A 26,704-nucleotide genomic window follows, 5' to 3' on the forward strand; every position below is an offset into this window, starting at 1 on the left:
AAAAGCAGACCCGAGTCGAACCCCAATCCCCCTGACAGCACAGAACCGCCGTATGACGCAGAGCGTCACGAACTAGAGCATGAGCACGATAGTCTTCAGCGCTTGAGCTGCGACCTGGACGTATTCTCTTCCTCCGGCATCTTCCTGAAATACGTCGACAGCAACGCACCGGAAATATTGTGCCAGACACTGAACAGCGCACTCGGCACCGCTGCCAGCGGCGAGAAATGGGCACTGGCCAGTGCAGCGCCCAGCCCCGAGTTCTGCATACCGACCTCCAGCGCCAGCGACTTGCGTTGTGCTAATGGCAGCTTGAAGACCTTGCCAGTGAAATAACCCAGCAGAAAACCGAACGTGTTATGCAGAATCACCACGGCCATGATAAGCAGACCGGATTCAGCGATTTTCGCCTGACTGGCGGCGACCACAGCGCAGACGATCATCACAATACTGACCACCGACACCAGCGGCAGCACCTCTACCGCATAGCTAACCCGGGCCCCCAACAAGCGCTGGGCAATCACGCCCAGTACAATCGGCAGCATGACCAGTTGCAGGATCGACCAGAACATATCGAGGAAGGACACCGGCAGCCACGCCGAAGCGAGGAACCAGATCAGGGTCGGGGTCAGCAGCGGGGCGAGCAGGGTAGTCACCGCCGCGATGGCCACCGCCAGCGCCAGATCACCTTTGGCCAGCCAGGCCATGACGTTGGATGACGTGCCGCTCGGGCAGCAGCCGACCAGAATCACGCCCACTGCAATTTCCGGGGGCAGTTGAAACACTTGGCACAGCAACCAGGCCAAACCGGGCATGATCACAAAATGCGCGACCACGCCGAGCGCAACGCGCCACGGGTTGCGCGCCACCTCAGAGAAATCTTCCAGCTTCAAGGTCAGGCCCATGCCGAACATGACCAGGCCCAGAAGCGGCACGATCCAGCTTTTCAGGCCGATGAAGGCTTGTGGAAACAGAAACGCCAGGATGGCGAACAGTAATACCCAATAGGCGAAGGTATTACCGACAAACCGACTCAAGGCTGCCAACGCGCGCATGGCGTGTTCCTTCTTGTAAATGACGGGTGTGAAATGAATGCGCCGTCTGACGAGACGGCGCGGTGTTGCAGACAGTAGCAGGCGTTATCAGATCCCCTGAGGGATTTCCTCTCCGCCCAGCGCTTCGAACAGTTCCGGGAGGAATTCGCCGAAGGTCAGCATCATCAGGGTAAAGCTTGCGTCCAGTTGGCCCAACGCTTCGTCGCCGCCGTCCTGTTCAGCCTGATCCTGCAGCACGTCTTCGAATTTCAGGCGCTTGACCACCAGCTTGTCGTCGAGCACGAACGACAGTTTGTCCTGCCAGGCCAGCGACAGTTGGGTAACTACCTTGCCCGTGTTCAAGTGCAGCTGAATTTCGTCGCTGGTCAGATCCTGACGCTTGCACCGCACGATACCGCCGTCTTCGTGGGTGTCGCGCAGTTCACATTCGTCCAGCACGAAGAAATGGTCGGCCGCTTTCTGGGTCTTGACCCAGTCGGTCATGGTCGCACTCGGCGAAACCTTGACGGTCAATGGACGTACCGGCAACGAGCCGATCACTTCGCGCAGGGTCGACAGCAGGTCTTCGGCGCGCTTGGGGCTGGAAGCGTTGACCAGAATCAGGCCCTGCTTTGGCGCGATGGCAGCGAACGTGGCGGAGCGGCGGATAAACGCTCGTGGCAGGAAGGCCTGGATGATTTCATCCTTGAGCTGATCGCGTTCCTTCTTGTAGACCTTGCGCATCTGCTCGGCTTCGATCTCGTCGACCTTTTCCTTGAGCGCGTCGCGCACGACGCTGCCGGGCAGAATGCGTTCTTCCTTGCGTGCAGCAATCAGCATGAAATCCTGGCTGATGTGTACCAATGGAGCGTCTTCGCCCTTGCCGAAAGGAGCGACGAAACCATAGGTGGCCACCTCCTGGCTGGCGCAGGCACGAGCCGGTTTGGTTGCCAGCGCTGTTTCCAGCGCTTCGGCATCAAAAGGCACGTCCTGGGTCAGGCGATAGACAAGCAGGTTTTTGAACCACATGAGGTGAGTCTCTCTTTCTATACAAAGGCGGGCATTATTCGCTCCTCGGCGGCTCCGGCCAACCCTGCACAGAGCGTTTGTAAGCCTTTGGAAGGATTATAAAAATTATTTAAAAAAGTGCTTGCCAGAGTTAAGGTCGCTCCGTAGAATGCGCGCCACACCGAGAGTGAAGGGTGATTAGCTCAGCTGGGAGAGCAGCTGCCTTACAAGCAGCGGGTCGGCGGTTCGATCCCGTCATCACCCACCAAACTCGCTTTTAGTGTTACGCGCAGCGGTAGTTCAGTCGGTTAGAATACCGGCCTGTCACGCCGGGGGTCGCGGGTTCGAGTCCCGTCCGCTGCGCCATATTTCGCTTCAAGGCCCTTGAACTCCTTGAAGCAAACAGAAAGCCCGCCTCGTGCGGGCTTTCTGCTTTCTGTTGTCCTGAAAAGAGAAGTGTCGTTCAGCGTAGGACAGCGGGCCAAGTATCGGTTCTTCGGGGTCTGTCCCTGCCTAAGTCTTCTGTTGTGTCTGGCGGTTCACCTTCAGAGCGTCCAGGCATCATTCGGTTTTAGTGGCCATCAAGGCATTCACCTCACCGCAGTTATGCGCTTTTCAACGCAGGGGCATCGAGTTATCGCTGTTCAGGAAACTGCGGACCAATACCCTCAAGGCGCCGTATGGAAACTTGGCGATGCCGGAGCACGCCCCCATACGCCGGTCACCCAGACGCTTCAGCTCGTCTATCGATGGCAGCCCCTCCCGCAATTTGCTCTCAAGGCAGGCAGTGCTGATGTCGCTTGGCTGTTGCACAAGAAGCATTGCCCCTGATGCGATGCAGTGTCGTATGCATCAATACGTCATCGGGTAAGACGTTCTCTTCCTCAATGTAAGTTATTTCCTTGTTTGTTGAAATTCCTGACTCGCTCTTTGTTTAGTCAGGCCAAGTCCTTGATTTCTCATCTTTGCTGGTATTAGCTGGTTATATCGGTTGGGGGCGTTAGTGTACCGACCGAATGCCTGATTATTTGAATTCTGTGCAATCGCCCGATCAAGGCGGTTGAATGTTATATATAAGGAAATTTGTATGAGCAATCGTCTTAAACTGTTAATGGCTGCATCTGTCATGGCCACCTCCGTCAGCGCGTTGGCCTCGCCGGCGTTGCATACCGCGACCATCGATCAGCACGGCGTTGTCGTCGCGCAATCTTCCCCCTGGATAAAATCCGTGAATTACAGTAGTCAGCATGACTATTTCGCAACCTATAAAGTACTTTTCAATGACGGCCTCTTTAAACAGGCACCGGGTTTTTGCTCGGTATCGTCCATTGATACCAGTGACTATGAACGTTTGTTCTACGGCCACGCCAAGTTGGGTGGCGCTGCTACCGCAGAAGAAGTCAATGTATTGGGACTTCTGGTGGGCAAGCGCGGTGCCTCGGGTGATTCCTCGATGAGTTTCCAGTTGGCGTGCAGCAATTGATCCAATGAACCCCGCCGATGCGGGGTTTTTTACGGTGACCCAGCCACTTCCTGCATTGTCCGGCTGTTCATCTTCTGCGTTTGCGCAGATCATCACCCTGACTCCCCAACAAGAAAAGGACGTGTCATGAGCCTGCCTCTTCAGGGCATCAAGGTGGTGGAACTGGGCCAGCTGATTGCCGGGCCTTTTGCGGCGAAGATCTTTGCCGAGTTCGGTGCCGAGGTCATCAAGGTCGAGCCGCCGCTGACCGGTGATCCTCTGCGCAAATGGCGCTTGCTGCATAAAGGCACTTCCGTGTGGTGGGCGGTTCAGTCACGCAACAAGCAATCGGTGACGCTTGATCTGCACCAGCCTCAGGCGCAGGAGATGGCTCGCCGGCTGATCCGTGATGCCGATGTGCTGATCGAGAACTTCCGCCCCGGCACGCTTGAAAGCTGGGGCCTGGGTTGGGAAGAACTGCATGCTCTCAATCCGAAACTGATCATGTTGCGCGTTTCCGGTTATGGCCAGACGGGTCCATATCGCGACAGACCGGGTTTTGGCGTCATTGGCGAGGCGATGGGCGGTTTGCGGCATTTGTCGGGCGAGGCCGGGCGCACGCCGGTGCGAGTCGGTGTATCAATCGGCGATTCGTTATCGGCCCTGCATGGCGTGATAGGCGTGCTGCTGGCGCTTCGTCATCGCGAGCAGAATGACGGCGAAGGGCAGCAGATCGATGTTGCGTTGTACGAGTCCGTGTTCAACGTGATGGAAAGCCTGATTCCTGAATACTCAGTATTCAATGTGGTCCGTGAGCCCGCTGGCAGCAGCATGCCGGGCATCGCGCCGACCAACGCCTATCGCTGCAACGACGGCAAGTACACGCTGATTGCGGGCAATGGCGACAGTATCTACCGCCGGTTGATGGAAAAAATAGGTCGCATGGATCTGGCCAATGACCCTGAGCTTGAGCACAACGACGGGCGGGTCAGGCATGTGGCGCGCATTGATGCCGCCATTTCGACCTGGACCGCCGAACGCTCGCTGGACGAAGTTCTCGCTGCGCTCAACGAGGCGCGTATCCCGGCCGGCAAGATCTATGATGCCGCCGACATCGCCGGAGACCCGCATTATCAGGCGCGGGACATGTTGTTGCAGAGCGCTCTGGATGACGGTACGCCCGTCACACTCCCGGGGATTGTGCCTAAACTTCAAGACACGCCGGGTCAGGTAAGAATGCCTGCGCCGACCTTGGGCCAACACACCGATACCGTTCTTGAAGCGCATGGTATCGACGCTGCCACCCGTGCTGAATGGCGTCGGCTTGGCATTATCTGATCCGAATCGTAAACGTTGTCGTAAAACGAACTCTATTCCAAACGGAGCTGATCCCGTGATTGATCATCTGGACCATCTGGTACTGACCACTGCCGACGTCGATGCCTGCAAGGACTTTTACGTACGCATCCTGGGTATGGCCCCTGAACGCTTTCGCCAGGGCCGCCTGGCGTTTCGCTTCGGTAATCAGAAAATCAATGTCCATGAGCGTGGCAAAGAGTTCGAGCCCAAGGCCCATCTGCCTGTACCTGGTGCGCTGGATTTGTGTTTCATTGCCAGCATTCCGCTGGAGCAGGTGATTGAGCACCTGCAGGAGCAGGACTGGCCTATTGTGGAAGGCCCGGTCGAGCGTACCGGTGCCACGGGGCCTATTCGTTCGGTTTATGTACGCGATCCTGATCTGAACCTCATCGAAATCTCCGAGCTGGCAGGTCCCGGCGTCTGATTCAGGAGCTCTGAGAGAAATTCCTGCCGACCACTGATCATCGGCAGGACGTTACTTCAATCAGAGTCGACCTGATTCATGTCGGTGAGGGCGTGATCCCGTCCCTGAGGGTGGCGGGTCTGACTAGACCGTCTACTGCCTGGGGCAATGTATCGGGCTGCCTCGGCTCGTCCTCGCCATTGAGCGCCCGGTGCATCTTTTCCGTGTCCAGCGCACCGACCCATCTGGCAATGGCCATGGTACCGACGCCGTTGCCGATGGTATTGGTGATTGCCCGCGCTTCGGACATGAAGCGGTCCACGCCCAGCAACAGCACCATACCCGCGACCGGAATGGTGCCCAGAGACGCCAGCGTGGCGGCAAGAATGATGAACCCCGAGCCCGTGACGCCCGCCGAACCTTTGGAGGTGAACATCAACACCACCAGTACGATCAACTGATCGGTCAGGGACAACGGCGTGTTGGTCGCCTGGGCGATGAAGATAGCGGCGATTGTGTAGTAGATCGCCTGACCGTCCGGATTGAAGGTCAGGCCGGACGGAATGATCATTCCGGCAACCGGTTTTGATACGCCGGCTTTCTCCATTTTCGAGATCATCTGTGGCAGCACCGATTCAGATGAACTGGTGCCCAGGACCGTGAACAGTTCTTCCTTGATGAAACGCAGGAATTTCCAAAGGCTGAAACCGCTGTAGCGGCATATCGGCCCTAGCACGAAGATCACGAACACTGCGCAGGTCAGGTAGACACACGCCATCAGTTTGCCCAGGGAAAACAGTGAGCCGAAACCGTATTTGCCGATGGTGAAAGCGATCGCACCGAATGCCCCGAGCGGTGCCAGGCGCATGACCATATTGACGATTCTGAACATGCCTTGCATCAGGCTGTCCAGCGCATCGATAAAGGGCCTGGCGCGTGGACCTGTCTGCGCCAGAGCGACTCCGAGCAAGATCGAGAACAGCAGGATCTGAAGAATATTGCCCTTAGCGAAGGCGTCGATGATGGTATCGGGGATGATACCCATCAGAAAGTCCATGAACGACGAATGTTTTGCGGCGCTGGTGTAGGTGCTCAGGCTGGACGAATCCAGCGTTGCCACGTCGATGTTCATCCCCGCACCCGGTCTGAATACATCCACTACAACGAGGCCGATGACCAGCGCGAGAGTCGATACCACTTCAAAATAGATCAGTGCCCGAAACCCGACGCGGCCCAGCTCTTTCATGTTTTCCATGCGCGCAATGCCGGACACGACAGTGAGGAAAATCACTGGTGCGAGCAGCATCTTGATCAGTTTGATGAAGGCGTCACCGATGGGTTTGAGCGATGCGCCGGTTTCCGGTGCCACGACGCCAACGATTGCGCCGAGAATGACGGCGAGTAGAACCTGTACGTACAGCTTGCCTAGAATACTTTTCATGACCGGGTCCTGAGTTTTTATTGTTGTCAGGAAATGCCCGGAGACTCGGCTGACCGGTCTCCGTGGCGTTGTACCGCGATACCGCAATGATCTGGCGAATACCCCTCAGCGATTGATCAGTTGCAGTACGGCGTCGGTGACCTGCCGGGTGGTGGCTGTACCGCCGAGGTCCGGGGTATGCAGGCCGCTTTCCGTGACCGCCTCGATAGCCGACATCAGAGTGTTGGCTGCCGCCGATTCACCCAGGTGCTCGAGCATCATTGCGGCAGTCCAGAATGTGGCAATCGGGTTGGCGACGCCTTTGCCGGTGATATCGAAGGCCGAGCCGTGGATCGGTTCGAACATCGACGGGAAGTTGCGACCTGGATTGAGATTGGCGGTGGGCGCGATGCCCAGACTGCCCGACAGCGCGGCTGCCAGATCGGAGAGGATGTCGGCGTGCAGATTGGTGGCGACGATCACATCCAGCGACGACGGCTTGAGCACCATGCGCGTAGTCACGGCATCGACCAGTTCCCTGTCGATCCTGACATCCGGAAAGTCCTTGGCCACCTCGTAGAAAATCTCGTCCCACAACACCATGCCATGACGCTGCGCGTTGGACTTGGTGACCATGGTCAGTTGCTTGCGTGGGCGAGTACGCGCCAGTTCGAAAGCGAAGCGATGAATACGCTCTACACCGGCCCGAGTGAATACTGAAACCTCGGTTGCGACTTCTTCCGGCAAGCCGCGATGCACGCGCCCGCCATTGCCGGAGTACTCACCTTCGGAGTTTTCCCGAACGACGACCCAGTCGATTTCGTGGCCGTTGTGCAGCGGGCTTTTCACGCCGGGCAGAACGCGGGCCGGACGTACGTTGGCATATTGATCGAACCCTTGGCAGATCGGCAGGCGCAGCCCCCACAGGGAAATATGATCCGGTACGTTCAAGGCACCCACGGCACCGAAGAAGATCGCATCGAACGTCTTGAGTTCGGCCAGGCCGCCGTCAGGGATGTAGTGGCCGTTCTTCAGGTAATTGGCGGAATTCCAGTCAAAATGCTTGAAGGTCAGGTCGAAACCGGATGTCTTTGACAGGGCTTGCAGGATTTCGACACCTGCGGCGATCACTTCCACGCCGATGCCGTCGCCGGGTACTGCTGCAATGTTGTAACTGCTCATGCTCCACTCCACTGTTCTGGTGCTTTTTGTTGTGCCTGCAAACGCGCTGTTCGACAGGGTGTGGACGGAGTATATGTAGTGAGCCAGAGCACATGAGTTACTCGAAATCACTACATAATTAACTTTGGGTTATCAATGAGCCAGACACAGGACCTGTCTTTTTTTCATCTGTTGGCCCAGCAAGGCAGCCTTGCAGCGACTGCCCGGGAACTGGGCGTCACGCCGCCTGCCGTCAGTAAACGCTTGAGTCAGCTCGAGGCACGGCTCGGCACACGACTGGTGAATCGCACCACGCGATCCATGAGCCTGACTGCCGAGGGCGAGCTGTACTTCAGCCATGCGGCAAGGATCCTGACTCAGATCGATGAGGTCGAACAGTTGATTACCAGCAGTTCTGCCAGTCCCAAAGGGTTGATCAGGGTCAACGCCTCACTGGGGTTCGGCCGCCGCCACATAGGTCCTGCGCTGGCGGCTTTCTTTGCCCGTTACCCTGAGGTGCAGATCCAGCTGGAAATCAGTGACCATCCGCTGGACCTGGCGACTCACGGCTTCGATCTGGGCATTCGTTTCGGCAGTCTTCCTGACGCAGCCTTCCATGCGCGCAAGATTGCGTCCAACCGACGTCTGCTCTGTGCATCGCCGCTGTACCTGGAAAAGCACGGTACGCCGACCCGGCTGGCAGAACTGCAGCACCACAACTGTATTTTTCTGCGTCAGAACGAAACGCCCTATGGCGTCTGGAGTTTCAACAGCGGAGGTCGTACACAGAACGTCAAGGTGCATGGCGCATTGGGCTGCAATGACGGTGAAGTCGCGCTTAACTGGGCGCTGGAAGGGTTCGGCATCTTGCTGCGCGCTGAATGGGACATTGCCCGGTACGTGCGCAGCGGCCGTTTGCGCCTGGTGCTTGAAGACCAGACGCCCACCCGGGCGGATGTCTACGCGGTGTATCCGCAGCAGTTGCATCTGTCCGCCAGGGTGCGTTGTCTGATCGATTTTCTGGTGGAGCGTTTTGCCAGTCTGGATCGCGTTGTGCCGCTGCAAGACCCGCAATGAGCCTCAGTGTCAGCAACCCTTCGCAACAGCTCCGTCCTTCGGTACGAACGCAGTCTTGTCGCCTGGTTTGGTGACGATGTACGCACGTCGCCAAGGCTGGCCGTCGATCAGCTTCCAGCGATGGCCGGGACCGGTGGTGTCCTGCGCCAGCAATATTTCTCCAGGGTGCAGTACAAAATTCTCTCCGCCAGTGGTGGAGAATTCGAGTGTGCCGGACAAGGTAATCACATATTGCTCTTCGGGTGCCGGATGCCACTCATAAGTAGAGTGCGGCGGGGTTTCCTTGAAGTGCAGAGCACTGACATCGGTCATGGCCTTCTGATCAATCGAGCCTTCGATGACATGTGACAGGTTGTCGGGGCCTGTGCACAGCCGATATGCCTTGATGCCCTCGGTCACAATGATGGGCGGCTTCTTGATGGCGTAAGCGGCGCTGAGCGGCAACATGACTGTTGCAGCAATTACGGCCAGGCTTGCCAGATGACGACTCGTCGAGCGCTTTGGGCGAAAACGATTGTTCGGATGCATAAAACGTTCCTGAGCACGACAAACTGCATGAGCCCTGATTGCCAGTCGCGATGATCGATCAGGGGCTGGGCTGAATCGCCCACGCCGTGGATCGAATCACATTCATTAACGGTTAAAAATTATCTTTAGTTTCATGTTGCCAGTTTCACGCTGCCAGGCGCCGGCTTGTCCACGTGTTGTGATATTCATCTATGTCATTCACCGCCTCGGGTTTCCTTACGCTGCTGACTCAATCAGTCAGGCTTCCAGGAGCCCCGAATGCACCACAGAAAAAGGCTTGAAAAACGATCCATTGAGCATCACTCCGGCATGCCTGCGTTCAGCCCGCCGTTCGATCATCCGGACGAGGCAGCACGTTATGCCCACGAGCGGATCGGCAACCGCCGTGACCGCGAGTACGGTGGCTTCATTCTGGTTCGCCAGGACGGCAAGTACGTTGCGATCGAGCCCATGAGCGGCAGTCACTTCAGCTTCGACCCCAATGAAGTCTTTCCGCGCAACGAAGAAGACGGGTATGTGCTCTACCCGCAAGGGCATGACGACTATGCGGTCTACCATTCTCACCCTTCACTCCAGGCCGGGCTCGATGAGTGGCCGGAGAGTGAAAAGGTCACTTACCCGAACAGTTTTTCAGCGGGTGATATTTATGCGGTAATCGACGATCAGGAGATTTGTCCGGCGACCTACCTTTCCGGGCCTGACGGTTCGCTGATCAAATACACGCTGTCCCGTTCTGCCGCCGAAGACACTTTGTTTGCACGTGTTGCCGGCCCGCCGAACATGCCGCACCTGAGTGAACTCAGCCAGATCCACAAGGCCCTGCAGAACCTGACCCTGATGCCCAGTGATGTGGTCCGGTTGCTGGCAGGTGCCGGAAATCTGGAAGTGATAGTGCCCAGCCGTCTGTGGGGGCGGGCCGGGAAAGTGTCGACTGACTGGCATCCTTACCCGGACGACAGGGCTGCTCGCGCAGCGCGTATGACACCGCCCGCAAGCTGTACCGCGCAATGGCCACCCAGGGCTCTGCGCCTGAGTACGCCATTTGGCAGTGCCGATGAGGCTGCAGGTTACGCCCACGGCCAGATCGGCACTCGCATTCATTCGCAAATCATCGGCTTCCTGCTGTTCAACCCGGTGACACGCGCCTACCGGATTGCGGAGCCGTTTCTTGACGATGGCACTCCGGTTTACGCGCCCTGTTCGGCGTTTCACCCCGATGCGTACTATCGACCTGTGTTACCTGACGGCTATCGCATTGACGGCATGTATTTTTCCTCTGCCAACCTTGCAGCGGAGGGTGGGCGCGAAGTAGTCAGCGATTTCTTCGAAGCGGACGACTTGCATCGCATGTTCAGTTATCGGCACAGGCCCGTACCGCGTCGCAAAGGCTTGCCGATTCGCTATGGCTTCGAGATGTCGGTGGTTTATTTCTCGGCAGCCGATGGTGCGTTGCTGGGGTACACGCCCAGCCAGTCCGATGAGGAGTTTCAACTGTTGCAAAGCGTATCGCGCGTGTACTCGGGGGCCCAGTCCATCCAGGCGCAGCTCTCGGCCGGTGCCATGAGCGTGCCCGACTTTGTACGCAGAGTCGCGCGCGCGGGGCGTCTTCGGGTGCTGCAGACGAGCGCGCGCTGGCCTGAGGCCGGTGTGATCAGCCCTGTGCCTTGAGCTCTCTGCAGCAAACCTGCGTGTTGCCCATGGGAATCACAAACTGAACTGCAACTGAACGATGCGGTGCCGATCCGGGAAAACCTTTGGATACCTGAACTTATCGGCGTTTTCTGCCTCTCATGCCGGTAGCCATTGATCGCGGCGGCCTGATAAGCTCGCGGCTTTACTCGTTTGCCCTTTTGGCGCATGAACAAGGAATTAGCATGAAACAGCATCGGTTGGCAGCGGCGATTGCCCTGGTCGGTCTGGTACTCGCAGGTTGTGACAAGCAAGCCAGCACCGTAGAGCTGAAAACTCCGGCACAAAAAGCGTCTTATGGCATCGGTCTGAACATGGGCAAAAGCCTGGCTCAGGAAGGCATGGATGATCTGGATTCCAAGGCTGTAGCCCTGGGTATCGAAGACGCTGTCGGCAAGAAAGATCAGAAACTGAAAGACGAAGAGCTGGTTGAAGCCTTCTCCGCGCTGCAAAAGCGCTCCGAAGAGCGTCTGGCGAAGATGAGCGAAGAGGCTTCTGCCGCAGGCAAGAAATTCCTCGAAGAGAACGGCAAAAAGGATGGCGTGGTCACCACGGCTTCCGGTTTGCAGTATCAGATCATCAAGAAAGCTGATGGCGCTCAGCCCAAGCCTACCGATGTTGTGACGGTTCACTACGAAGGCAAGCTGATTGACGGCAAGGTGTTCGACAGCTCCGTCGAGCGCGGCAGCCCGATTGACCTGCCGGTCGGTGGCGTCATTCCGGGTTGGGTCGAAGGTCTGCAACTGATGCACGTAGGCGAGAAGATCAAACTCTTCATCCCTAGTGATCTGGCTTACGGCGCGCAGAGCCCGAGCCCGGCCATCCCTGCCAACTCGGTACTGGTGTTCGATCTGGAACTGCTCGGTATCAAGGACCCAGCAGCGGCACCGACGGCTGGTGCCGATGCCGATGAAGAAGAAGAGGCAGCTCCTGCCGCTTCGGCTCCGGCCAAGAAGTAACGTTACACCTGGCTACAGAAAACGCCCTGTCTCGACAGGGCGTTTTTGTGTCCGGCTTATTTCCCGAACGCTTGGCCATTCGGGCAGTCCCACTATCATGGCGGTATGCAGGCATATTGTCAGACAGTCCGGCAAGATCAATGCATGCGTCCAGACGGGCGTATCCAGTCAATGCTTTTGTGGTTTTTTTTGTGAGTAAAAAACGCCCGATTTGACTGTGGCCCCCCGAAAACGGGGAGTTCAGGCTTGAAAAAAGCTGCTGTTCACAAGGTTATCCACAATTATTGTGGATAACCTTGTGACGCCGGCCATGCAGGTTTACAGAACCTGCTTCATCGAGAGACATTTTGCTGAACGGGAGTGGGTATGAAAGCACCGTGGAATTTGATCCGTTATCTGCCCGGAGCCCGGCGTCTGCTGGCAGCCGGACGACTGCCAGGGCTACTGTTTGCGGTGGCGCGCAAGGGCAATAGTGAAGGTAATCGCCTGGGCAAGCTCAAGGAAGACCTGCGTTTGCTTCAGGCCCTGTGCCTGGCGTACTGGCGTGGCGAGTACCGAAGTATCAGCCCTAAGGCGATTTTGTCCATTGTCGCTGGTTTGATGTACTTCCTCAGCCCGCTGGACGCGATTCCCGACTGGATTCCGGGCTTGGGAATGCTCGATGACATCGCAGTGCTGGCGTGGGTCACCAAGCACCTGAGCGATGAACTGGATGCCTTTCGCGCCTGGCGTGCGCAGCAATCGCCCGAGAAGCTAATCGTGGTCGAGCAACTGCCCAAGACTCAGGCGCTGCTGGAAAAAGAGCGAGGCAAAGTGTAAGTCTCAAGGATTGAACACCCGCCGTAGCGTTCCACTGTTAAGATGCCAGCGTATGAATCAAGCCTGATCAGTCTGCGGTCGTGTAGTACAAGGTGACGCTATGGATCTTCAAGTGATATCCCGCGATGGGGAGCCGGAATATGCAGTGCTTCCCTGGGCTCAGTACCAGGCACTGCTCAAGGCTGCCGGCCTGGTCGGCAAGCCGCTTCTGGAGCCGACAGCATCGGCTTCCGGCGCCCCTGAAAGCGAGCTTCCCGGATTCGATGAGTTACGTGCGCTGCGTGAGGCCAAAGGTCTTGAAGTGGCCATTCTGGCTCGTACGGTCGGTATCAGCCCGTCCTATCTGGAGTTGATCGAAAGCGGTACGCGTCAACCGGACGGTGCAATCAAACGTAGTCTGGCATGGGAGCTTGGAGTGCCAGGCTGGCGAGGTGAGTCGTGAGCGTGCGCATCAGTCGCCAGCATTGGGACGGATTGCTGAATGAGCTCGATCAGGCGCGCCGGCAGCGCCATTTGCTGACCTATCGTGCCCTGGTGGAACGTTTGCAGTTGCCCAGCCCGGCGATGCAGACGCTGACTGCAGCCCTTGAGCACCTGGCTACCATGGACGCCCGCGCAGAGCAGCCTTTGCGCAGCTCGCTGGTGATCAGCCAGGGTGCCAGCCGTCTGCCGCGTCCTGGCTTCTTCGAGTGTGCAGAGCGTCTTGGACGCTTTACCGGCCCTTCGGATGGCGTCGCCGCCGCATCGTGGCATGCCGCCGAAGTGGTTCGTGTGTTCGAATACAGCTATCCGGACGCGCACACGCAGTAGGGCCGCGAGGCTGGCCCTTACGCCTCCATCAACAAATCCAGCCGCGTCGAATCGATCACATGAATACTCGCGCCAGCAACGTCCTTGGCAAAGTGTTTGGCTTGTGAAGCCAGGTCGGCCAGCTGGCTGGCATCGACCCGCGTGCAGCTTTCTTCGTGCAGGTGCACCACGCCCACCGACAGTGATAACAGCGGAAACTCCTGGCGTTGACCCTGACGGTTGAGGGCTACGAAACAACCGGCTTCCAGGTGTTCTGCGCGGTAGAAGCGGCGACATTGATTCTGGAAATCATCCAGCAAGGTTTTCAGGCGCCGTTCCCAGTCCTCGAAACCCAGCACCATCAGAAAATCATCGCCGCCGATGTGGCCGACAAAATCCCGGCTCGGATCGACACGGTCGTTGAGGCACTGCGCGAGACACAGCAGCACTTCATCGCCACGTGCGTACCCGTAGATATCGTTGAAAGGCTTGAAGCTGTCGATGTCCACGTAGCAGATCATTGACTCGCGGCCCTGTTGCAGCAGACGAGTCAGGCATTGTTGAATCGGAACATTGCCTGGCAGCAGGGTCAGTGGATTGGCGTAACGGGCCTGCTGGATCTTCATTTCGGTAATCAGCTTCAGAACATCGATCACCCGTCCCAGACCCAGATAGACGCCGTTGGCAGTGATGATGAAGTCCTCTTCGATGCGCTGCCGGGCGCGGCTGGTCAACAATCGGCTGACTTGCTGCAGTGACTGGCTGACTTCTACAGCCAGAAAGTCATCGCTCATCAGACGGCTGATCGGCTTGCGGGCAAACAGTTCGGTACCGAATGGCTTGAGCAGGGCTTCGGACAACGAATGCCTATGGACGATGCCGCACGGTCGGGCGTCGTCGTCGAGCACCGCCAGCGAGTTGAGATTGGCTTGCCTGCGGAATGCTTCCAGTACCTCAGCCGTGGGCGTGGACTGACTGACCGAGGGTTGCGGGTTGAGCAGGGCAGAAAGGTCTGCGGCTTCTTCGTTGAGCGGCGCGCTGGTGGTCTCTGCCTTGGGCAGCATGGCGCGGGTGTCGCGCGGCGGTCGCTCCTGCGGGCGGGCCAGCAAATAGCCCTGAACCAGATCCACCCCCATGTCTTTCAACGCTGCCAGCTCTTCCGGCAATTCGATGCCTTCGGCAATCACGGTCGCTCGTGAAGCCTTGGCCATTTGCAGCATGGAGCCGACGAACTCGCGCTTTACCGCATCCTGATGAATCCCGTCTATGAAGTGCCGGTCGATTTTCACGTAGTCCGGGCGTAGCTCAGACCACAGCCGCAAGCTTGAATAACCCGCACCGAGATCGTCCAGCGCAATGGAAAAACCCATGTCGCGGTAATGGTGCAGCGCGTTGTACAGCAGGTCGAAATCGTCGGTCGGCATCTGCTCGGTCAGCTCGATGACCACGTCCTTGGGCGCAATCCGGTAGCGACGCAGCATTTCCAGGGTACGCCCCGGCGGGTGTGAGGTTTCGAGCAGAGACTCAGGAGATACATTGAGAAACAGCTTGCCCGGCAACTTCTGCTGGCTGAAGCGACGACAGGCACTGTCACGACAGCTCAGTTCCAGTTCACTCAGGCGGCCTGCCTGCCGAGCGATGGCAAACAGGTTGAGGGGCGAATGCAGCGCGCTGTTGGACGGGCCCCGAGTCAAGGCCTCGTAGCCCAGGATCCTGCGTTCCGACAGCGAAACGATGGGCTGGAACAAGCTGTGCAAATCACCACGAGCCAGAATTGAACTCAGTGCGCTCAGCTGTTCGGTTATGGTCATGGTCGTCTCGAGGAGAATGAAAAAGGGCTGAGCGCTTGCGCGTTCAGCCCCGTATTTCACGACAGCTTCATGACTGTTTGATGACGTTGAAGCTAAATGGCCATCAATGAACCTGCCTCACTTTTTGGCCACGGCAGCACTCAGGCCCAGGTAGTCGATCAAAATACGCCCTGTCTCTGCCAGGTAGGCATCGTCCTCGGGTTTGGTTTTCTCGTCTTCCACCGGCAGCGCGTCCTCGTCTTCTTTCTTCAACTCCTTGAGTGGCTCTTCACCCTTGGCCTTGCGGCGGGTGTTTTCCAGCGCAAGCTGCTTGCTCTCGATGGAGGCATGCTCGGCACGGCGATCGGCTTCATTGAGGCTGACGGTTTTTTCATTCATCAGCTTCTTGGCCAGTGCCAGGCGATCTTCGATGAACACGAACTCGGCATCTTTTGCCGAACGTGCCTCATGACGCGCCTGCAGCTGGGCCAGGAACGGCTTGAATGGATCGATGGCCGGTTTGATCGCCGGTTTGATGCTGTCCCATGGCATGGCCTCGGGCAGGGCGCTCTCACCGATTTCCTTGGTGTCGATCAGCGACGGGTAAGTGATGTCCGGCACTACGCCCTGATGCTGTGTGCTCTGGCCGGAAACCCGGTAGAACTTGGCCAGGGTCAGCTTCAGTTCGCCATGGTTGAGTGGCTGGATGGTCTGCACGGTGCCCTTGCCGAAGGTCTGACCACCAATCACCAGCGCGCGGTGATAATCCTGCATTGCACCAGCGAAAATCTCTGAAGCCGAGGCAGACAGGCGGTTGACCAGCAGTGCCATAGGGCCTTTGTAGAACGCGCCCTTGGCTTCGTCTTCAAGCACATCGACCTTGCCGTCGGCGTTGCGTACCAGCACCGTTGGGCCCTTGTCGATGAACAGACTGGTCAGCTCGGTTGCCTCCTGCAACGAACCGCCTCCGTTGTTGCGAAGGTCCAGCACCACACCGTCGACCTTCTCGGCCTGCAGCTCGGTGAGCAGTTTCTTCACATCACGGGTGGTGCTCTTGTACTCAGGATCGCCGGCACGGTAGGCCTTGAAGTCCAGATAGAACGCCGGAATGTCGATGACCCCGAGTTTGTAGTCCTTGCCATCCTGTTTGAGGTGCAGAATCGACTTCTTGGCCGCCTGCTCTTCAAGTTTTACCGCTTCACGGGTGATGGCGACTATCTTGCTGGTCTGGTCATTCGGCGCGTTGCTGGCCGGGATGATTTCCAGACGGACCACAGAGCCTTTCGGACCGCGGATCAGCTTGACCACTTCGTCCAGACGCCAGCCGATCACGTCGACCATTTCCTTGTCGCCCTGGGCAACGGCGACGATCTTGTCCGCCGGTGCGACCTGCTTGGTCTTGGCTGCCGGGCCTGCGGGGACCAGGCGCACAATCTTCACATTGTCGTTATCGCTCTGCAACACGGCACCAATGCCTTCCAGCGACAGACTCATGTTGATGTCGAAGTTTTCCGCGCTGTCAGGTGACAGGTAGTTGGTGTGCGGATCGTAGGACATGGCGAAAGTGTTGATGTACGCCTGGAAAATATCTTCGGCGCGGGTCTGACCCAGGCGGGCCTGCTGATTCTTGTAGCGCTTGGTCAGGGTTTCCTGAATCTTCGCCGGATCCTTGCCCGCAATCTTCAGGCGCAGGACTTCATCCTTGATACGCTTGCGCCACAGCTCGTCGAGCTCGGCGGTATCCTTGGGCCATGCGGCGTCCTTGCGGTCCACCAGCAAGGTTTCCTTGGTATTGAAGTCGAGCTTGTCGACGCCCTTGCTCAATTCGGCCAGCGCGAAATCAAGACGCGCCTTGATGCGGTCCAGGTAGCGCTTGTAGATCGTGAACCCCGGGTTCAGATCACCGCTTTTGAGAAAATCGTCGAACTGAAACTGCCATTTGTCGAATTCGGCAATATCGCTGGCCATGAAATAGCTGCGCGCAGGGTCCAGTTGCTTGATATAGCTCTGATAAATAATGGCTGAACGCTTGTCGTCCAGGGGCGGCTTGCTGTAGTGATGTCGCTTGAGCAGCTCAACCACGTTGAGACTGGCAATCACTTCGTCGCGGTCTGGCTGAAGATTATCCCAGCTGTTGGCGGCTAAGGTACTGGCTGACATCGGCAAAACGCTGAGGCCGACAAACAGTGCGAGGGCAGTGCTGGGGAATAATTGCTTCATGCTGATTCGACGCGAGGACAATTGATAACGCATATTAGGCCGTCTGTGAGGTCGCCGGTTCCTTTGGACCCGGCCGCATAATGCAAAAGCCCGGGCAAAACAGCCACGGGCTCAGTCTGGACTCACTATGGAGGCACCGTGAAGGCATTGCAAGGCGTTGAAGGACATGTGGAATGGGTCGAGGAGCCGACGCCGGCCCTTGATGTGGGACAGGTACGTATCAAAGTGGCTGCGGCAGGTTTGAATCGGGCCGATCTGTTACAGCGCGCCGGGAAGTATCCGCCGCCACCTGGCGTGACCGCGACACTGGGCCTGGAGTGCTCCGGAGTGGTCACCGAAGTCGGTCCGGGAACCTCCTGGCTGGTCGGCGACCGTGTCTGCGCGCTGCTGGCGGGCGGGGCGATGGCCGAAGAGGTGGTCGTCGACGGGCGACACGTTTTGCCAGTACCCGAGGGGCTGTCACTGCACGAGGCGGCCGCCATTCCCGAGGTGTATGCCACGGCCTGGCTCAATCTCTTCGAGCTTGCAGGCCTCAAGCCTGGCGAGAAGGTTTTGTTGCACGCTGGCGCAAGTGGGGTTGGTTCAGCCGGTATTCAGCTTTGCAAGGCGTTCGGCAACCCGGTCTGGGTCAGCGTCGGTTCGACCGAACGGCTGGCCTATTGCGTCGAACTGGGGGCGCAGGGCGGCGTGGTGCGCAGTGAAAGTCTCGAAGGCCTGAACGATTTTGCTCCGTTCAACGTCATCCTTGATCCGGTAGGCGCAAGTTACGCCGAACTCAACGTCAAACTGCTGGCGCTGGATGGTCGCTGGGTGCTGATCGGCGTCATGAGCGGACGCGAGGCGCAGGTCGACCTGGCGCACGTGCTGGGCAAGCGTATCCAGCTGATGGGGTCGACCTTGCGCAGTCGCGACGACACGTTCAAGGCTGATCTGATCAGCGATCTGGGCCAGCACGTCTGGCCGTTGTTCACCGAAGGCCGCCTCAAGCCGCAGCTGGCAAAATCCTTTGCGATCAAGGATGCCGAGGCAGCATTCGAAGAGCTGGCGACCAACAAAGTGTCCGGCAAGATCGTACTGGTGATCGACGAAAGCCTGGTCTGACCCGGTAAGCCGCTGGGCTCAGCTCCAGTTGTGCACCGGCCAGCCTGCTTTCTGCGCATGTTCCAGCAGCACCGAATCGGGGTTGACCACGTTGGGGTGGTCGACCTTGAGCAGCAGCGGCAGGTCATTGCGCGAGTCCGAATAGAAGCTCGCTCCCTCGAGGTTTTCACCTTCGGCGTCCAGCCATTCCATCAGGCGCGTGATCTTGCCTTCCCGGTAAGTCAGTACGCCGACGGTGGCACCGCTGTAAACACCATGCTGCACATCCAGCTCGATGCCCAGCACTTCGTCGATGCCGAGGCGCTCGGCGATGGGCTTGACCAGGTGCACTCCCGAAGCGGAGATGACCAGAATACGGTCGCCTCTGGCGCGGTGTTTTGCAATGCACGTGCAGGCGTCGCTGTAGATGATCGGTTCGATGACGTCCTCTACCCAAGGGCCGACCAGATGGTCTATTTCTTCAGGTGTACGGCCCGCCATGGGTTCGAGGCTGAACGCCATGTAGTCTTCCATGGCCAGCTCGCCCGCGCTGTAGGCGGCCATCAGTTCGTCATTGCGCTGCATGAACGAGGTTGAGTCGACCCAGCCCAGGCGACCCATCTGCTCGCTCCAGAGAGTGGCACAGTCGCCACCGATCAGGGTCTCGTCCAGGTCGAAAATTGCCAGGGGCATGTGTGCTTCTCCTTAGAGGGTTGTTGGGGCAGCTTCAAGCCTGAAGCGAACGCCCGGTGTTCTCGATCCGTCAGTCAAGCGCACAGAGCGCCGACGGCTCGATGTTCAATGTCACGCGTCGTCCATCCGGGTGCAGGTCGTCGGCGCTGCGGTTGAGTACGTCGACCACCAGTTGTACGCCACGGGCCTGTATCCGGTAGCGGATGACGTTGCCGAGCAGACTGTGACTGCGTACTTCGCCTTCCAGTTCGCCGGTCAGGCTCAATTGGATCGATTCAGGGCGAATAGCGACGCGGCTGGTGATCGGGCGCTGCAGCAGGCGTGTGGCGTCCTCGGCTTCCAGCAGGTTGTAGTTGCCGATGAAACCTGCGGCAAATATATCAACCGGAGCAGTGTAGAGGGTTTCGGCGTCGCCGCTCTGCACGATCCGGCCTTGATTCATCAGAAAGATGCGGTCTGACATGGTCAGTGCTTCTTCCTGATCGTGGGTCACGAAAATCGTGGTCAAGCTCAGCTCGCGCTGAATGGCCCGGATCTGTTCACGCAGGTTTTTGCGAATCCGCGCATCCAGTGCCGACAGCGGCTCATCGAGCAACAGCAGGCGCGGGCGAGTGACCAGCGAACGCGCCAGCGCCACGCGCTGACATTGCCCACCTGACAACTGATGCGGATAGCGCGTGGCGAAGTCGTGCAGCTCGACCATCCGCAGAATCTCGGCAACGCGCCTTGAGCTCTCATCGGCACTGACTTTCTGAATGCGCAGCCCGAAGGCGACGTTTTGCTCGACGGTCATGTTGGGAAACAGCGCGTAGCTCTGGAACACCATGCCGATGTTGCGCTTTTGCGGCGTGAGCGGCACCAGATCGCTGCCATCGAGCAGAATGCGCCCGCTGTTGACCGCTGTGAGCCCGGCAATGCAGCGCAGTAACGTGGATTTACCGCAGCCGGACGGGCCGAGCAAGGTGACGAACTCGCCTTTTTCGATGCGGCAATTGATGTCGCTGAACACTGACGTGCTGGCGTAGCTTTTCTGCAGGTTTTCAATGCTGACAAAACTCATCTCAGTCTTTGTCCTTGTTCAGTCGATTGGCGGCCCAGGTCAGCACCAGCACGAAGAAGAAATAGGAAATCACCAGCGCGCTGTTGAAGTGACCGCTGCTGTTGCGCATGTTGTTCAGGTACACCTGCAGGGTTTCATAGCGCGTGCCGACCAACAGGTTGGCGAACACGAATTCGCCGAACAGGAAGGAAAACGACAACAGCAGCGCGATCATCAAGCCCTTGCGCAGGTTGGGCAGTACAACCATGAACGCCGCCTGCCAGGTGCTGGCTCCCAGTAACTGGGCAGCGTCCATCAGGTCGGTCAGGTTGATGGCTTGCAGGTTATTGGTGATGGCGCGGTACATGAAGGGCAAGGCAATCGTGAAATAGCAGCCGATCAGAATCCACGGTGTGCCGACCATGGCCATCGGTCCTGAGCCATAGAGCTGCAGCAAGCCTACCGACGAGACCACGGGAGGTACGGCGAACGGCAGCAGGATGAGGATGTTCATCAGCCCGTCGAGGCGCGGAAAGTAGTAATGCACGACAAACAGCAACGGCAGAATCAGCACCACCGACAAGATCAGTGCGCCTACGCACACCAGCAATGACTGGCCGAATGCCGTCAGAAAACGAGGGTCGCTCCATAACGCCACGTACCACTTGAAGGTCAGGCCACTGGGCAGAATGGTCGCCGACCAACTGGTGGAGATCGAGTACAGGAAAGTGCCGGCCAGCGGCAGCAACAGGATCAGGAACAGCAGGTAGACGACGGTCTTGTGGTAGATGCCGGCAGGTCCTTGTTCAACGCGCGACATGGTAGCTCCTTCTCAACAGCCACTGATGGACCACGGTGACCAGGGTCATGAGCCCGACCAGAATCATCGCCAGGGCGCTGGCCATGTTCGGGTCCAGGGTGATATCGCCCGCAACCATCGCTGCGATACGGATCGGCAGCACGTTGAAATTGCCGGTGGTCAGGGCATAGACCGTTGCGTACGCGCCCAGCGCGTTGGCCAGCAGAATCACGAACGTACCGAGCAGTGCAGGGGTCAGGACCGGCAGGCCGATGTAACGCCAGAACTGATAACTGCTGGCCCCCAGCAATGCTGCCGACTCGTTCCAGTCCTCGCGCACAGCATCGAATGCGGGGTAGAGCAGCAGCACGCCCAGGGGGATCTGGAAGTAGGTATAAAGGATGATCAGCCCGGTCTTGGAATACAGGTTGAAGTCATCGATGATCCCGGTTTGCTTGAGGATCAGGGTCAACGCGCCGTTGAACCCCAGCAGGATGATAAACGCGAACGCCAATGGCACGCCGGCAAAATTGCTGGTCATGTTGGCGAACGAGTTGACGAAATCCCGCAGGCGAGAGTCCACCTTGCGTAGAGAATGCGCACCCAGTACGGCAATGATGATGCCGAACAGGCTCGACCAGAAGCTGATCTCAAGGCTGTACTGTATCGCCTGGCGGTAGAACTTCGAGCTGAACGCCCGAATGAAGTTTTCCCAGCCCCAGCCGGCATCGCTTTGCAGGCTGTGAATCGCCACCCAGAGCAGCGGTGCAATCTGAAACACAATGAAGAAGACGGCAAACGGCACCAGGCACAACAGCCCTAGCCATTTGCCTCGGGAAAGGGTTGTCAATTGAGAATCTCCCGGCAGACCGGTTTGTTGTGTGGCACGCCCAGCAGCTCGCAGACAGTGCCGCACAGATCAATCTGGCGCGGCGCTGCGTCGACATTCAGGCTGAAGGCATCACCCAGTACGAACAGAGGCACTTCACGCTCTTCCGGCAATAAGCCGTTGTGCGAGCGGTCGTTGTTCATGCCGTGGTCGGCGGTCACCAGCACCTGATAACCCGCGTCCAGCCAGCGTTGCAGGTAGTCGGCCAGAATGATGTCGGCGCTGCGGGCGCTGTTGCGGTACTGCGCGGTGTCGAGACCGTGCTTGTGCCCGGCGTCGTCGATATTCATGGGGTGGATCAGCAGAAAGTTCGGGGCGTGTTTGAGACGCAGGCTCTCGGCGTCGGCGAACAGATGCGAGTCAGGGTAGTGATCGGCCCAGTAGAACAGCCCGTTCTGAATCGGCAGATCCGCGGCCTCGGTATGGCGATCGCGTGCCGGGTCGAATGGCGTGCGGTTGTACAGCTCGCTGACCCAGTGATAGGCCGCCGCTGCCGTGCTCAGCCCGGCGTCGCGGGCATAGTGGAAGATGCTGCGTTGATTAGACAGGCGCGAGACGTTGTTATGCACGATGCCGCTGTCGATAGGCGCGACTCCGGTCAGTATGCATTCATACAGCGGGCGGGAGAGGGCTGGCAGCTCGCATTCCAGCTTGTACAGCGCTGCCCGGCCGGCATCATGCCAGGCTTGAAGATGGCCCATCGCATGACGTGCCACTTCGTAGTTGAGTCCATCAAGCACGATCAGGATGACATTGTGTTTCATGGGCAACTCGCTTTGAAAGAACGGGCGAGACTGGCTCGCCCGATGGACACGACTTCGTCCTTGAGCCGCAGGAGAGAATCAGTTCATCTCGATGATGACCTGCTCGTTCCACTTTTGAGGCAGCGCTTTGGAGGTTTTTTCCCAGGCATCTGCGTCCTTGATCGGCTTGGCATTGAGGTATTGCTCATGCGGCAGCAACTGGGCTTTCACGTCGTCTGGCAGCTTGATGTGTTCGACGCGAATCGGACGTGCATTGCCTTTGGCCAGATTGATCTGACCGTCATCGCTGAAGGTGTATTCACGCGCCAGCTTGGCGGCGTTCGGGTGTTTGGCGTATTTGTTGATGATGGTGGTGTAGCCGGAAACCACCGAGCCGTCCGAAGGGATCAGCACCACGTAGTCATCCGGTTTGGCCATCTTGGCCTTGTAGTTGAGACCGTTGAAGTCCCAGACCACGCCGACTTCGATTTCGCCTTTTTCGATGGTCTGTATGGTCGGGTTGGCCAGCGACAGACGCTTCTGCTTGGCCAGATCGGTGAACAGTGCGAGGCCTGGCTCGATATTGCTTTCGTCGCCTTTCATGGCAATGGCTGCGGCCAGTACGCCATTGGTTGCTTGTGCAGCAGTGCTCACATCACCGATGGAAACCTTGTATTTGCCGGTTTTCAGGTCAGCCCAGCTTTTTGGTATTTCAGAGCCGTGCAACAGTTTCTTGTTGACGATAAAAGCGATGGTGCCGGTATAGGCCAGTGCCCAGTGGCCGTCCTTGTCCTTGGCCCAGTCCGGAATCTGATCCCAGGTAGTCGGCTTGTAAGGCTGGGTCACGCCCTTTGCGACGGCGATGGGGCCGAACGCTGCGCCTACGTCGCCAATGTCACCGCTGGCATTGTCTTTTTCCGCCTCGAACTTGGCGATCTCCTGGGCCGAGCTCATGTCGGTGTCCATGTGCTTGAGGCCGTATTTGGTCTCCAGGTCTTTCCAGATGCCACCCCAGTTAGCCCAGTCATCCGGCATGCCGAGGCTGTTGACCGCGCCTTCAGCCTTGGCCGCGGCCTCCAGCGTTTTAAGATCCGTGTCCGCAGCCATGGCCAGGGAACTCATTGCCATGGCTGAACCGAGGAGTGATGCCAACAAAAGATGTTTCATTCGGAGCTCCTAGTGCACTTCTTGCAAGAAGTGTTCGTTGCGGATTGTTTGGTCTAGATCAGCAATACCTGAGCCAAGTTAGGCTTTTTGCATGACATTTTCGTGTCGTGCCGAATAGGAAAAAGCGTTATTCGCAGGCCCGGGCAGTACCTGGCGCTAAGCGTAGACCATAGGAATGTGCAGGGTTTGCAGGGGCTTGGGGCTTTCCTCAACCCGGCTGGCATGGACCGAGGTGCGGTGTGTAACAGAATGGTCATGTGCCCGGCCTAGGCTTGAATCAATGGAGTTAATGGCGTTGGTTGCATTGATGTGCGCCTCGCAATAGAGCTGGTCTAGTCCAGACGGATACCGGAATGCGCGAAGATGTGCCACGGGCGGTAACAACGATTTGCAGTGCGCTGCAAGAGCAGATCGAACACGGCTTGTTGCCCCATGGCAGCCAGTTGCCTGCGGAGCGCAAGCTCAGTGAAGTCTTCGCGACCACCCGTATCACGTTGCGCGAGGCGCTTCTGCAACTGGAGGCGCAAGGGCTCATTTACCGTGAAGAGCGACGCGGCTGGTTCATTTCTCCGCCACGGCTGGCGTATGACCTGATCAGGCGCAGCCATTTCCATGCAATGGTCTGCGCCCAGGGAAGAGTGGCTCACACCCGGCTCCTGTCTGCACGCCTGCAACCCGCCTCGGCAATGATCTGTGAAATGCTGGAACTGCCCGCACTGTCGAGCGTGATACAGATCTGCCGCGCCCGGCGTATCGATCAGCGGTTGGTGCTCTACGTGGAGCATTACCTGAGGCCAGAGCTGTTTCCGGGTATTCTGGAGCATGACCTGAACGAGTCACTTACCGAACTTTATGCCCGCTGTTATGACCTGCATTACGGGCAAGTGCAGTTCGATATGGTGCCCACTGCATTGCATGCCGACGCCGCCGCTGCGTTGAAGGTGTCGCTTGGCAGTCCCGGTTTGCGTATAGCACGGATCAATTATGATCAACGCGACCGTCTTATTGACTGCGATCTTGAATACTGGCGTCATGATGCTATTCATGTGCGTGCCACAGTTAGAGACAACGATTAGTTGAGCATACCCTTCAAGGACTTTGCACCCGCTGAAAGTTTCAGAACACCCCTGTTCGTATAAAAGTCCGTGGCCGGTTTTCGGTGTCAGCCCGTCAGCCTGACGCAAAGCGTATTGAAACTCATGACCGGGAAGGCCTGTTCAGCATTGACGCGGGTTTATTAAAAAAATTAATGAGAAAATAACTATAAGACGCATCAAGGCGAGCGTAATTTAAAAAGTTTTTGCAGTGAGAAATGCACGGATTTTTTGACTCCGGTTGTCGAAAACATAAGCAGTAAGTCGCGTGTTCATGAATATTTATTAGGGGGATGTGGTAGGTTTTTAGAGCGTCGATAGTGTTCCGTTAGTTGTCGGGTTGCTGGCGATGTCCGATGTATAAGTGTGAGGGTTGATCGAGTGGCTGGCCATTCATTATGGGTCGATGAGCGCGGCTACTTTCATTTAAAGGATCGATGAGGGTACGGTAATGAGTATCGAGAAAGTGTTGGTGTTGCGGGCGTGCGCAAATAACATGGCTGATCATTGCGGTCTCGTCTGGCCGGTTTCCGGGGCCGTCGAGTGCAAGCACTGGCAACCCACAAAAGGGCATGAAAATGGACTGTCTGGACTGCTATGGGGGGCTGGCACCAGCGCTTTTTTGAGTGTGCATGCCGATGCGCAATGGGTGGTCTGTGAAGTGGTCGTCGCAGACATCATTGAGTTGCCCGAAAGCGGAATGGTGAAATTCCAGCGTGCGCAAGTCGTCCATGTCGGTGACAAAAGCAGCGCTGCACAGTACCTCTTGATGCATAAGGCCAGCTACCTGTCGGCAAGCAACCCGGCAACAGTAGACGTTCGCCCGGCCAGTGGAGAGCTGGTTGTCAGTCATGAAGTATTTGATGTGGCATCAGTGGTTGCTTCTGCCAGCTCCGGGAATAACGTTCCTGCTGTCGCCACTCAGACGTTGCAGACAGCGACCTACGGCAGCACATTGAGCGGCGACAGCCACAGTCAGCTGGTCGCAGGTTATGGCAGTACCGAAACGGCGGGAGATCACAGTGACCTCACTGCCGGATACGGCAGCACCGGCACGGCAGGCTCTGACAGTTCGTTGACTGCCGGTTATGGCAGCACGCAAACGTCCGGGAGTGACAGCTCGCTAAGGGCTGGTTACGGGAGTACTCAGACTGCTCAGGAAAACAGCCACCTCACTGCCGGATACGGCAGCACCGGTACGGCAGGTTCCGACAGTTCGTTGATAGCCGGTTACGGCAGTACGCAGACTTCAGGCGGGGACAGCGCCCTGACGGCAGGCTATGGCAGCACGCAAACGGCTCAGGAAGGCAGCAACCTCACTGCCGGTTACGGCAGCACCGGTACTGCCGGAGCGGACAGTTCGTTGATAGCCGGTTACGGCAGCACGCAGACTTCAGGCGGGGACAGCGCCCTGACGGCAGGCTATGGCAGCACGCAAACGGCTCAGGAAGGCAGCGACCTCACTGCCGGCTACGGCAGCAC

At 57.8% G+C, this 26,704-nt stretch carries 25 protein-coding genes, 2 tRNA genes and 1 pseudogene; 14 read left to right on the plus strand and 14 right to left on the minus strand.

What is annotated here, in order from left to right; all coding sequences use genetic code 11:
• Positions 1-95: 95 nt before the first annotated feature.
• Both ALO80_RS27130 and rdgC read right to left on the minus strand, forming a co-directional pair.
• On the minus strand, positions 96-1,055 hold the full coding sequence (locus ALO80_RS27130) for a bile acid:sodium symporter family protein (RefSeq protein WP_055011193.1): 960 nt from the start codon (positions 1,053-1,055) through the stop codon (positions 96-98).
• 87 nt (positions 1,056-1,142) lie between these two features.
• On the minus strand, positions 1,143-2,063 hold the full coding sequence (rdgC, locus tag ALO80_RS27135; protein WP_055011194.1) for a recombination-associated protein RdgC: 921 nt from the start codon (positions 2,061-2,063) through the stop codon (positions 1,143-1,145).
• Positions 2,064-2,234: 171 nt separating this feature from the next.
• Between rdgC and ALO80_RS27140 the strand changes: the two genes are divergently transcribed.
• Both ALO80_RS27140 and ALO80_RS27145 read left to right on the plus strand, forming a co-directional pair.
• Positions 2,235-2,310 (plus strand) — tRNA-Val (locus ALO80_RS27140).
• 21 nt (positions 2,311-2,331) lie between these two features.
• Positions 2,332-2,408, plus strand: a tRNA-Asp gene (locus ALO80_RS27145).
• 249 nt (positions 2,409-2,657) lie between these two features.
• Here the strand turns inward: ALO80_RS27145 and ALO80_RS27150 are convergent.
• Complete coding sequence (locus tag ALO80_RS27150; RefSeq protein ID WP_055011195.1) at positions 2,658-2,864, minus strand: hypothetical protein; 207 nt, start codon at positions 2,862-2,864, stop codon at positions 2,658-2,660.
• A gap of 265 nt (positions 2,865-3,129) precedes the next feature.
• On the opposite strand from ALO80_RS27150, the gene ALO80_RS27155 reads away from it, so the two are divergent.
• The 3 genes from ALO80_RS27155 (at position 3,130) to ALO80_RS27165 (ending at position 5,287) form a co-directional block, all read left to right on the plus strand.
• Entirely contained in the window at positions 3,130-3,525 is a 396-nt protein-coding gene (locus ALO80_RS27155; RefSeq protein ID WP_055011196.1) for a hypothetical protein, read from the plus strand.
• Positions 3,526-3,651: 126 nt separating this feature from the next.
• Positions 3,652-4,842 carry a CaiB/BaiF CoA transferase family protein gene (locus tag ALO80_RS27160; protein WP_055011197.1) on the plus strand — a complete coding sequence of 397 codons (1,191 nt, stop codon included), beginning with the start codon at positions 3,652-3,654 and terminating at the stop codon, positions 4,840-4,842.
• Between the two features lie 55 nt (positions 4,843-4,897).
• Positions 4,898-5,287 carry a VOC family protein gene (locus ALO80_RS27165; protein ID WP_055011198.1) on the plus strand — a complete coding sequence of 130 codons (390 nt, stop codon included), beginning with the start codon at positions 4,898-4,900 and terminating at the stop codon, positions 5,285-5,287.
• A gap of 76 nt (positions 5,288-5,363) precedes the next feature.
• Here ALO80_RS27165 and ALO80_RS27170 read toward each other — a convergent pair whose 3' ends face one another.
• Both ALO80_RS27170 and ALO80_RS27175 read right to left on the minus strand, forming a co-directional pair.
• Positions 5,364-6,707, minus strand: coding sequence for a dicarboxylate/amino acid:cation symporter (locus tag ALO80_RS27170; protein ID WP_055011199.1), 1,344 nt, complete (start codon positions 6,705-6,707; stop codon positions 5,364-5,366).
• Positions 6,708-6,812: 105 nt separating this feature from the next.
• Positions 6,813-7,868 carry a tartrate dehydrogenase gene (locus ALO80_RS27175; protein ID WP_055011200.1) on the minus strand — a complete coding sequence of 352 codons (1,056 nt, stop codon included), beginning with the start codon at positions 7,866-7,868 and terminating at the stop codon, positions 6,813-6,815.
• A gap of 135 nt (positions 7,869-8,003) precedes the next feature.
• Here ALO80_RS27175 and ALO80_RS27180 point away from each other — a divergent pair, with 135 nt between their 5' ends.
• Positions 8,004-8,924, plus strand: coding sequence for a LysR family transcriptional regulator (locus tag ALO80_RS27180; RefSeq protein ID WP_054987925.1), 921 nt, complete (start codon positions 8,004-8,006; stop codon positions 8,922-8,924).
• A 9-nt stretch (positions 8,925-8,933) separates the two neighbouring features.
• Here the strand turns inward: ALO80_RS27180 and ALO80_RS27185 are convergent, their stop codons facing one another.
• Positions 8,934-9,452 (minus strand): cupin domain-containing protein, encoded by a 519-nt coding sequence (locus tag ALO80_RS27185; protein ID WP_055011201.1) that lies wholly within the window; start codon positions 9,450-9,452, stop codon positions 8,934-8,936.
• Positions 9,453-9,710: 258 nt separating this feature from the next.
• Between ALO80_RS27185 and ALO80_RS27190 the strand changes: the two genes are divergently transcribed.
• From ALO80_RS27190 to ALO80_RS27210, 5 genes are all read left to right on the plus strand, one after another.
• On the plus strand, positions 9,711-11,120 hold the full coding sequence (locus ALO80_RS27190) for a DUF4329 domain-containing protein (RefSeq protein ID WP_055011202.1): 1,410 nt from the start codon (positions 9,711-9,713) through the stop codon (positions 11,118-11,120).
• 206 nt (positions 11,121-11,326) lie between these two features.
• Positions 11,327-12,100, plus strand: coding sequence for an FKBP-type peptidyl-prolyl cis-trans isomerase (locus ALO80_RS27195; protein ID WP_002552635.1), 774 nt, complete (start codon positions 11,327-11,329; stop codon positions 12,098-12,100).
• 366 nt (positions 12,101-12,466) lie between these two features.
• Positions 12,467-12,919 (plus strand): YkvA family protein, encoded by a 453-nt coding sequence (locus ALO80_RS27200; protein WP_055005482.1) that lies wholly within the window; start codon positions 12,467-12,469, stop codon positions 12,917-12,919.
• A gap of 100 nt (positions 12,920-13,019) precedes the next feature.
• Positions 13,020-13,361, plus strand: coding sequence for a helix-turn-helix domain-containing protein (locus ALO80_RS27205; protein WP_055011203.1), 342 nt, complete (start codon positions 13,020-13,022; stop codon positions 13,359-13,361).
• On the plus strand, positions 13,358-13,729 hold the full coding sequence (locus ALO80_RS27210; RefSeq protein WP_054987920.1) for a hypothetical protein: 372 nt from the start codon (positions 13,358-13,360) through the stop codon (positions 13,727-13,729). The genes ALO80_RS27205 and ALO80_RS27210 overlap by 4 nt, the downstream gene beginning before the upstream one ends.
• 17 nt (positions 13,730-13,746) lie before the next feature.
• Here the strand turns inward: ALO80_RS27210 and ALO80_RS27215 are convergent, their stop codons facing one another.
• Together ALO80_RS27215 and ALO80_RS27220 are read right to left on the minus strand one after the other, a co-directional pair.
• Positions 13,747-15,519, minus strand: coding sequence for a bifunctional diguanylate cyclase/phosphodiesterase (locus ALO80_RS27215; protein ID WP_055011208.1), 1,773 nt, complete (start codon positions 15,517-15,519; stop codon positions 13,747-13,749).
• 117 nt (positions 15,520-15,636) lie between these two features.
• Complete coding sequence (locus tag ALO80_RS27220; protein WP_174518979.1) at positions 15,637-17,718, minus strand: carboxy terminal-processing peptidase; 2,082 nt, start codon at positions 17,716-17,718, stop codon at positions 15,637-15,639.
• 138 nt (positions 17,719-17,856) lie between these two features.
• On the opposite strand from ALO80_RS27220, the gene ALO80_RS27225 reads away from it, so the two are divergent.
• Complete coding sequence (locus ALO80_RS27225; protein WP_055011204.1) at positions 17,857-18,819, plus strand: NAD(P)H-quinone oxidoreductase; 963 nt, start codon at positions 17,857-17,859, stop codon at positions 18,817-18,819.
• Positions 18,820-18,837: 18 nt separating this feature from the next.
• On the opposite strand, the gene ALO80_RS27230 is transcribed toward ALO80_RS27225, so the two are convergent.
• The 6 genes from ALO80_RS27230 to ALO80_RS27255 form a co-directional block, all read right to left on the minus strand.
• Positions 18,838-19,491 carry an HAD family hydrolase gene (locus ALO80_RS27230; RefSeq protein WP_054987917.1) on the minus strand — a complete coding sequence of 218 codons (654 nt, stop codon included), beginning with the start codon at positions 19,489-19,491 and terminating at the stop codon, positions 18,838-18,840.
• Positions 19,492-19,561: 70 nt separating this feature from the next.
• Complete coding sequence (locus ALO80_RS27235) at positions 19,562-20,551, minus strand: ABC transporter ATP-binding protein (protein WP_055011205.1); 990 nt, start codon at positions 20,549-20,551, stop codon at positions 19,562-19,564.
• A gap of 1 nt (position 20,552) precedes the next feature.
• Positions 20,553-21,350 (minus strand): ABC transporter permease, encoded by a 798-nt coding sequence (locus ALO80_RS27240; protein ID WP_055011206.1) that lies wholly within the window; start codon positions 21,348-21,350, stop codon positions 20,553-20,555.
• Positions 21,337-22,179 (minus strand): ABC transporter permease, encoded by an 843-nt coding sequence (locus tag ALO80_RS27245; RefSeq protein ID WP_054986855.1) that lies wholly within the window; start codon positions 22,177-22,179, stop codon positions 21,337-21,339. The genes ALO80_RS27240 and ALO80_RS27245 overlap by 14 nt, the downstream gene beginning before the upstream one ends.
• Positions 22,176-22,982, minus strand: a complete 807-nt coding sequence (locus ALO80_RS27250) for an alkaline phosphatase family protein (RefSeq protein ID WP_054986854.1) — start codon at positions 22,980-22,982, stop codon at positions 22,176-22,178. Before ALO80_RS27250 ends, ALO80_RS27245 begins: the two co-directional genes overlap by 4 nt.
• A gap of 78 nt (positions 22,983-23,060) precedes the next feature.
• Positions 23,061-24,128, minus strand: a complete 1,068-nt coding sequence (locus ALO80_RS27255) for an ABC transporter substrate-binding protein (protein WP_055011207.1) — start codon at positions 24,126-24,128, stop codon at positions 23,061-23,063.
• A gap of 353 nt (positions 24,129-24,481) precedes the next feature.
• On the opposite strand from ALO80_RS27255, the gene ALO80_RS27260 reads away from it, so the two are divergent.
• Both ALO80_RS27260 and ALO80_RS27265 read left to right on the plus strand, forming a co-directional pair.
• Positions 24,482-25,204, plus strand: coding sequence for a UTRA domain-containing protein (locus tag ALO80_RS27260; protein ID WP_054988724.1), 723 nt, complete (start codon positions 24,482-24,484; stop codon positions 25,202-25,204).
• A 469-nt stretch (positions 25,205-25,673) separates the two neighbouring features.
• Positions 25,674-26,704: pseudogene (locus ALO80_RS27265) on the plus strand (Ice nucleation protein); the annotation flags it as partial.

The organism is Pseudomonas caricapapayae (assembly GCF_001400735.1).
GTDB lineage: Bacteria > Pseudomonadota > Gammaproteobacteria > Pseudomonadales > Pseudomonadaceae > Aquipseudomonas > Aquipseudomonas caricapapayae.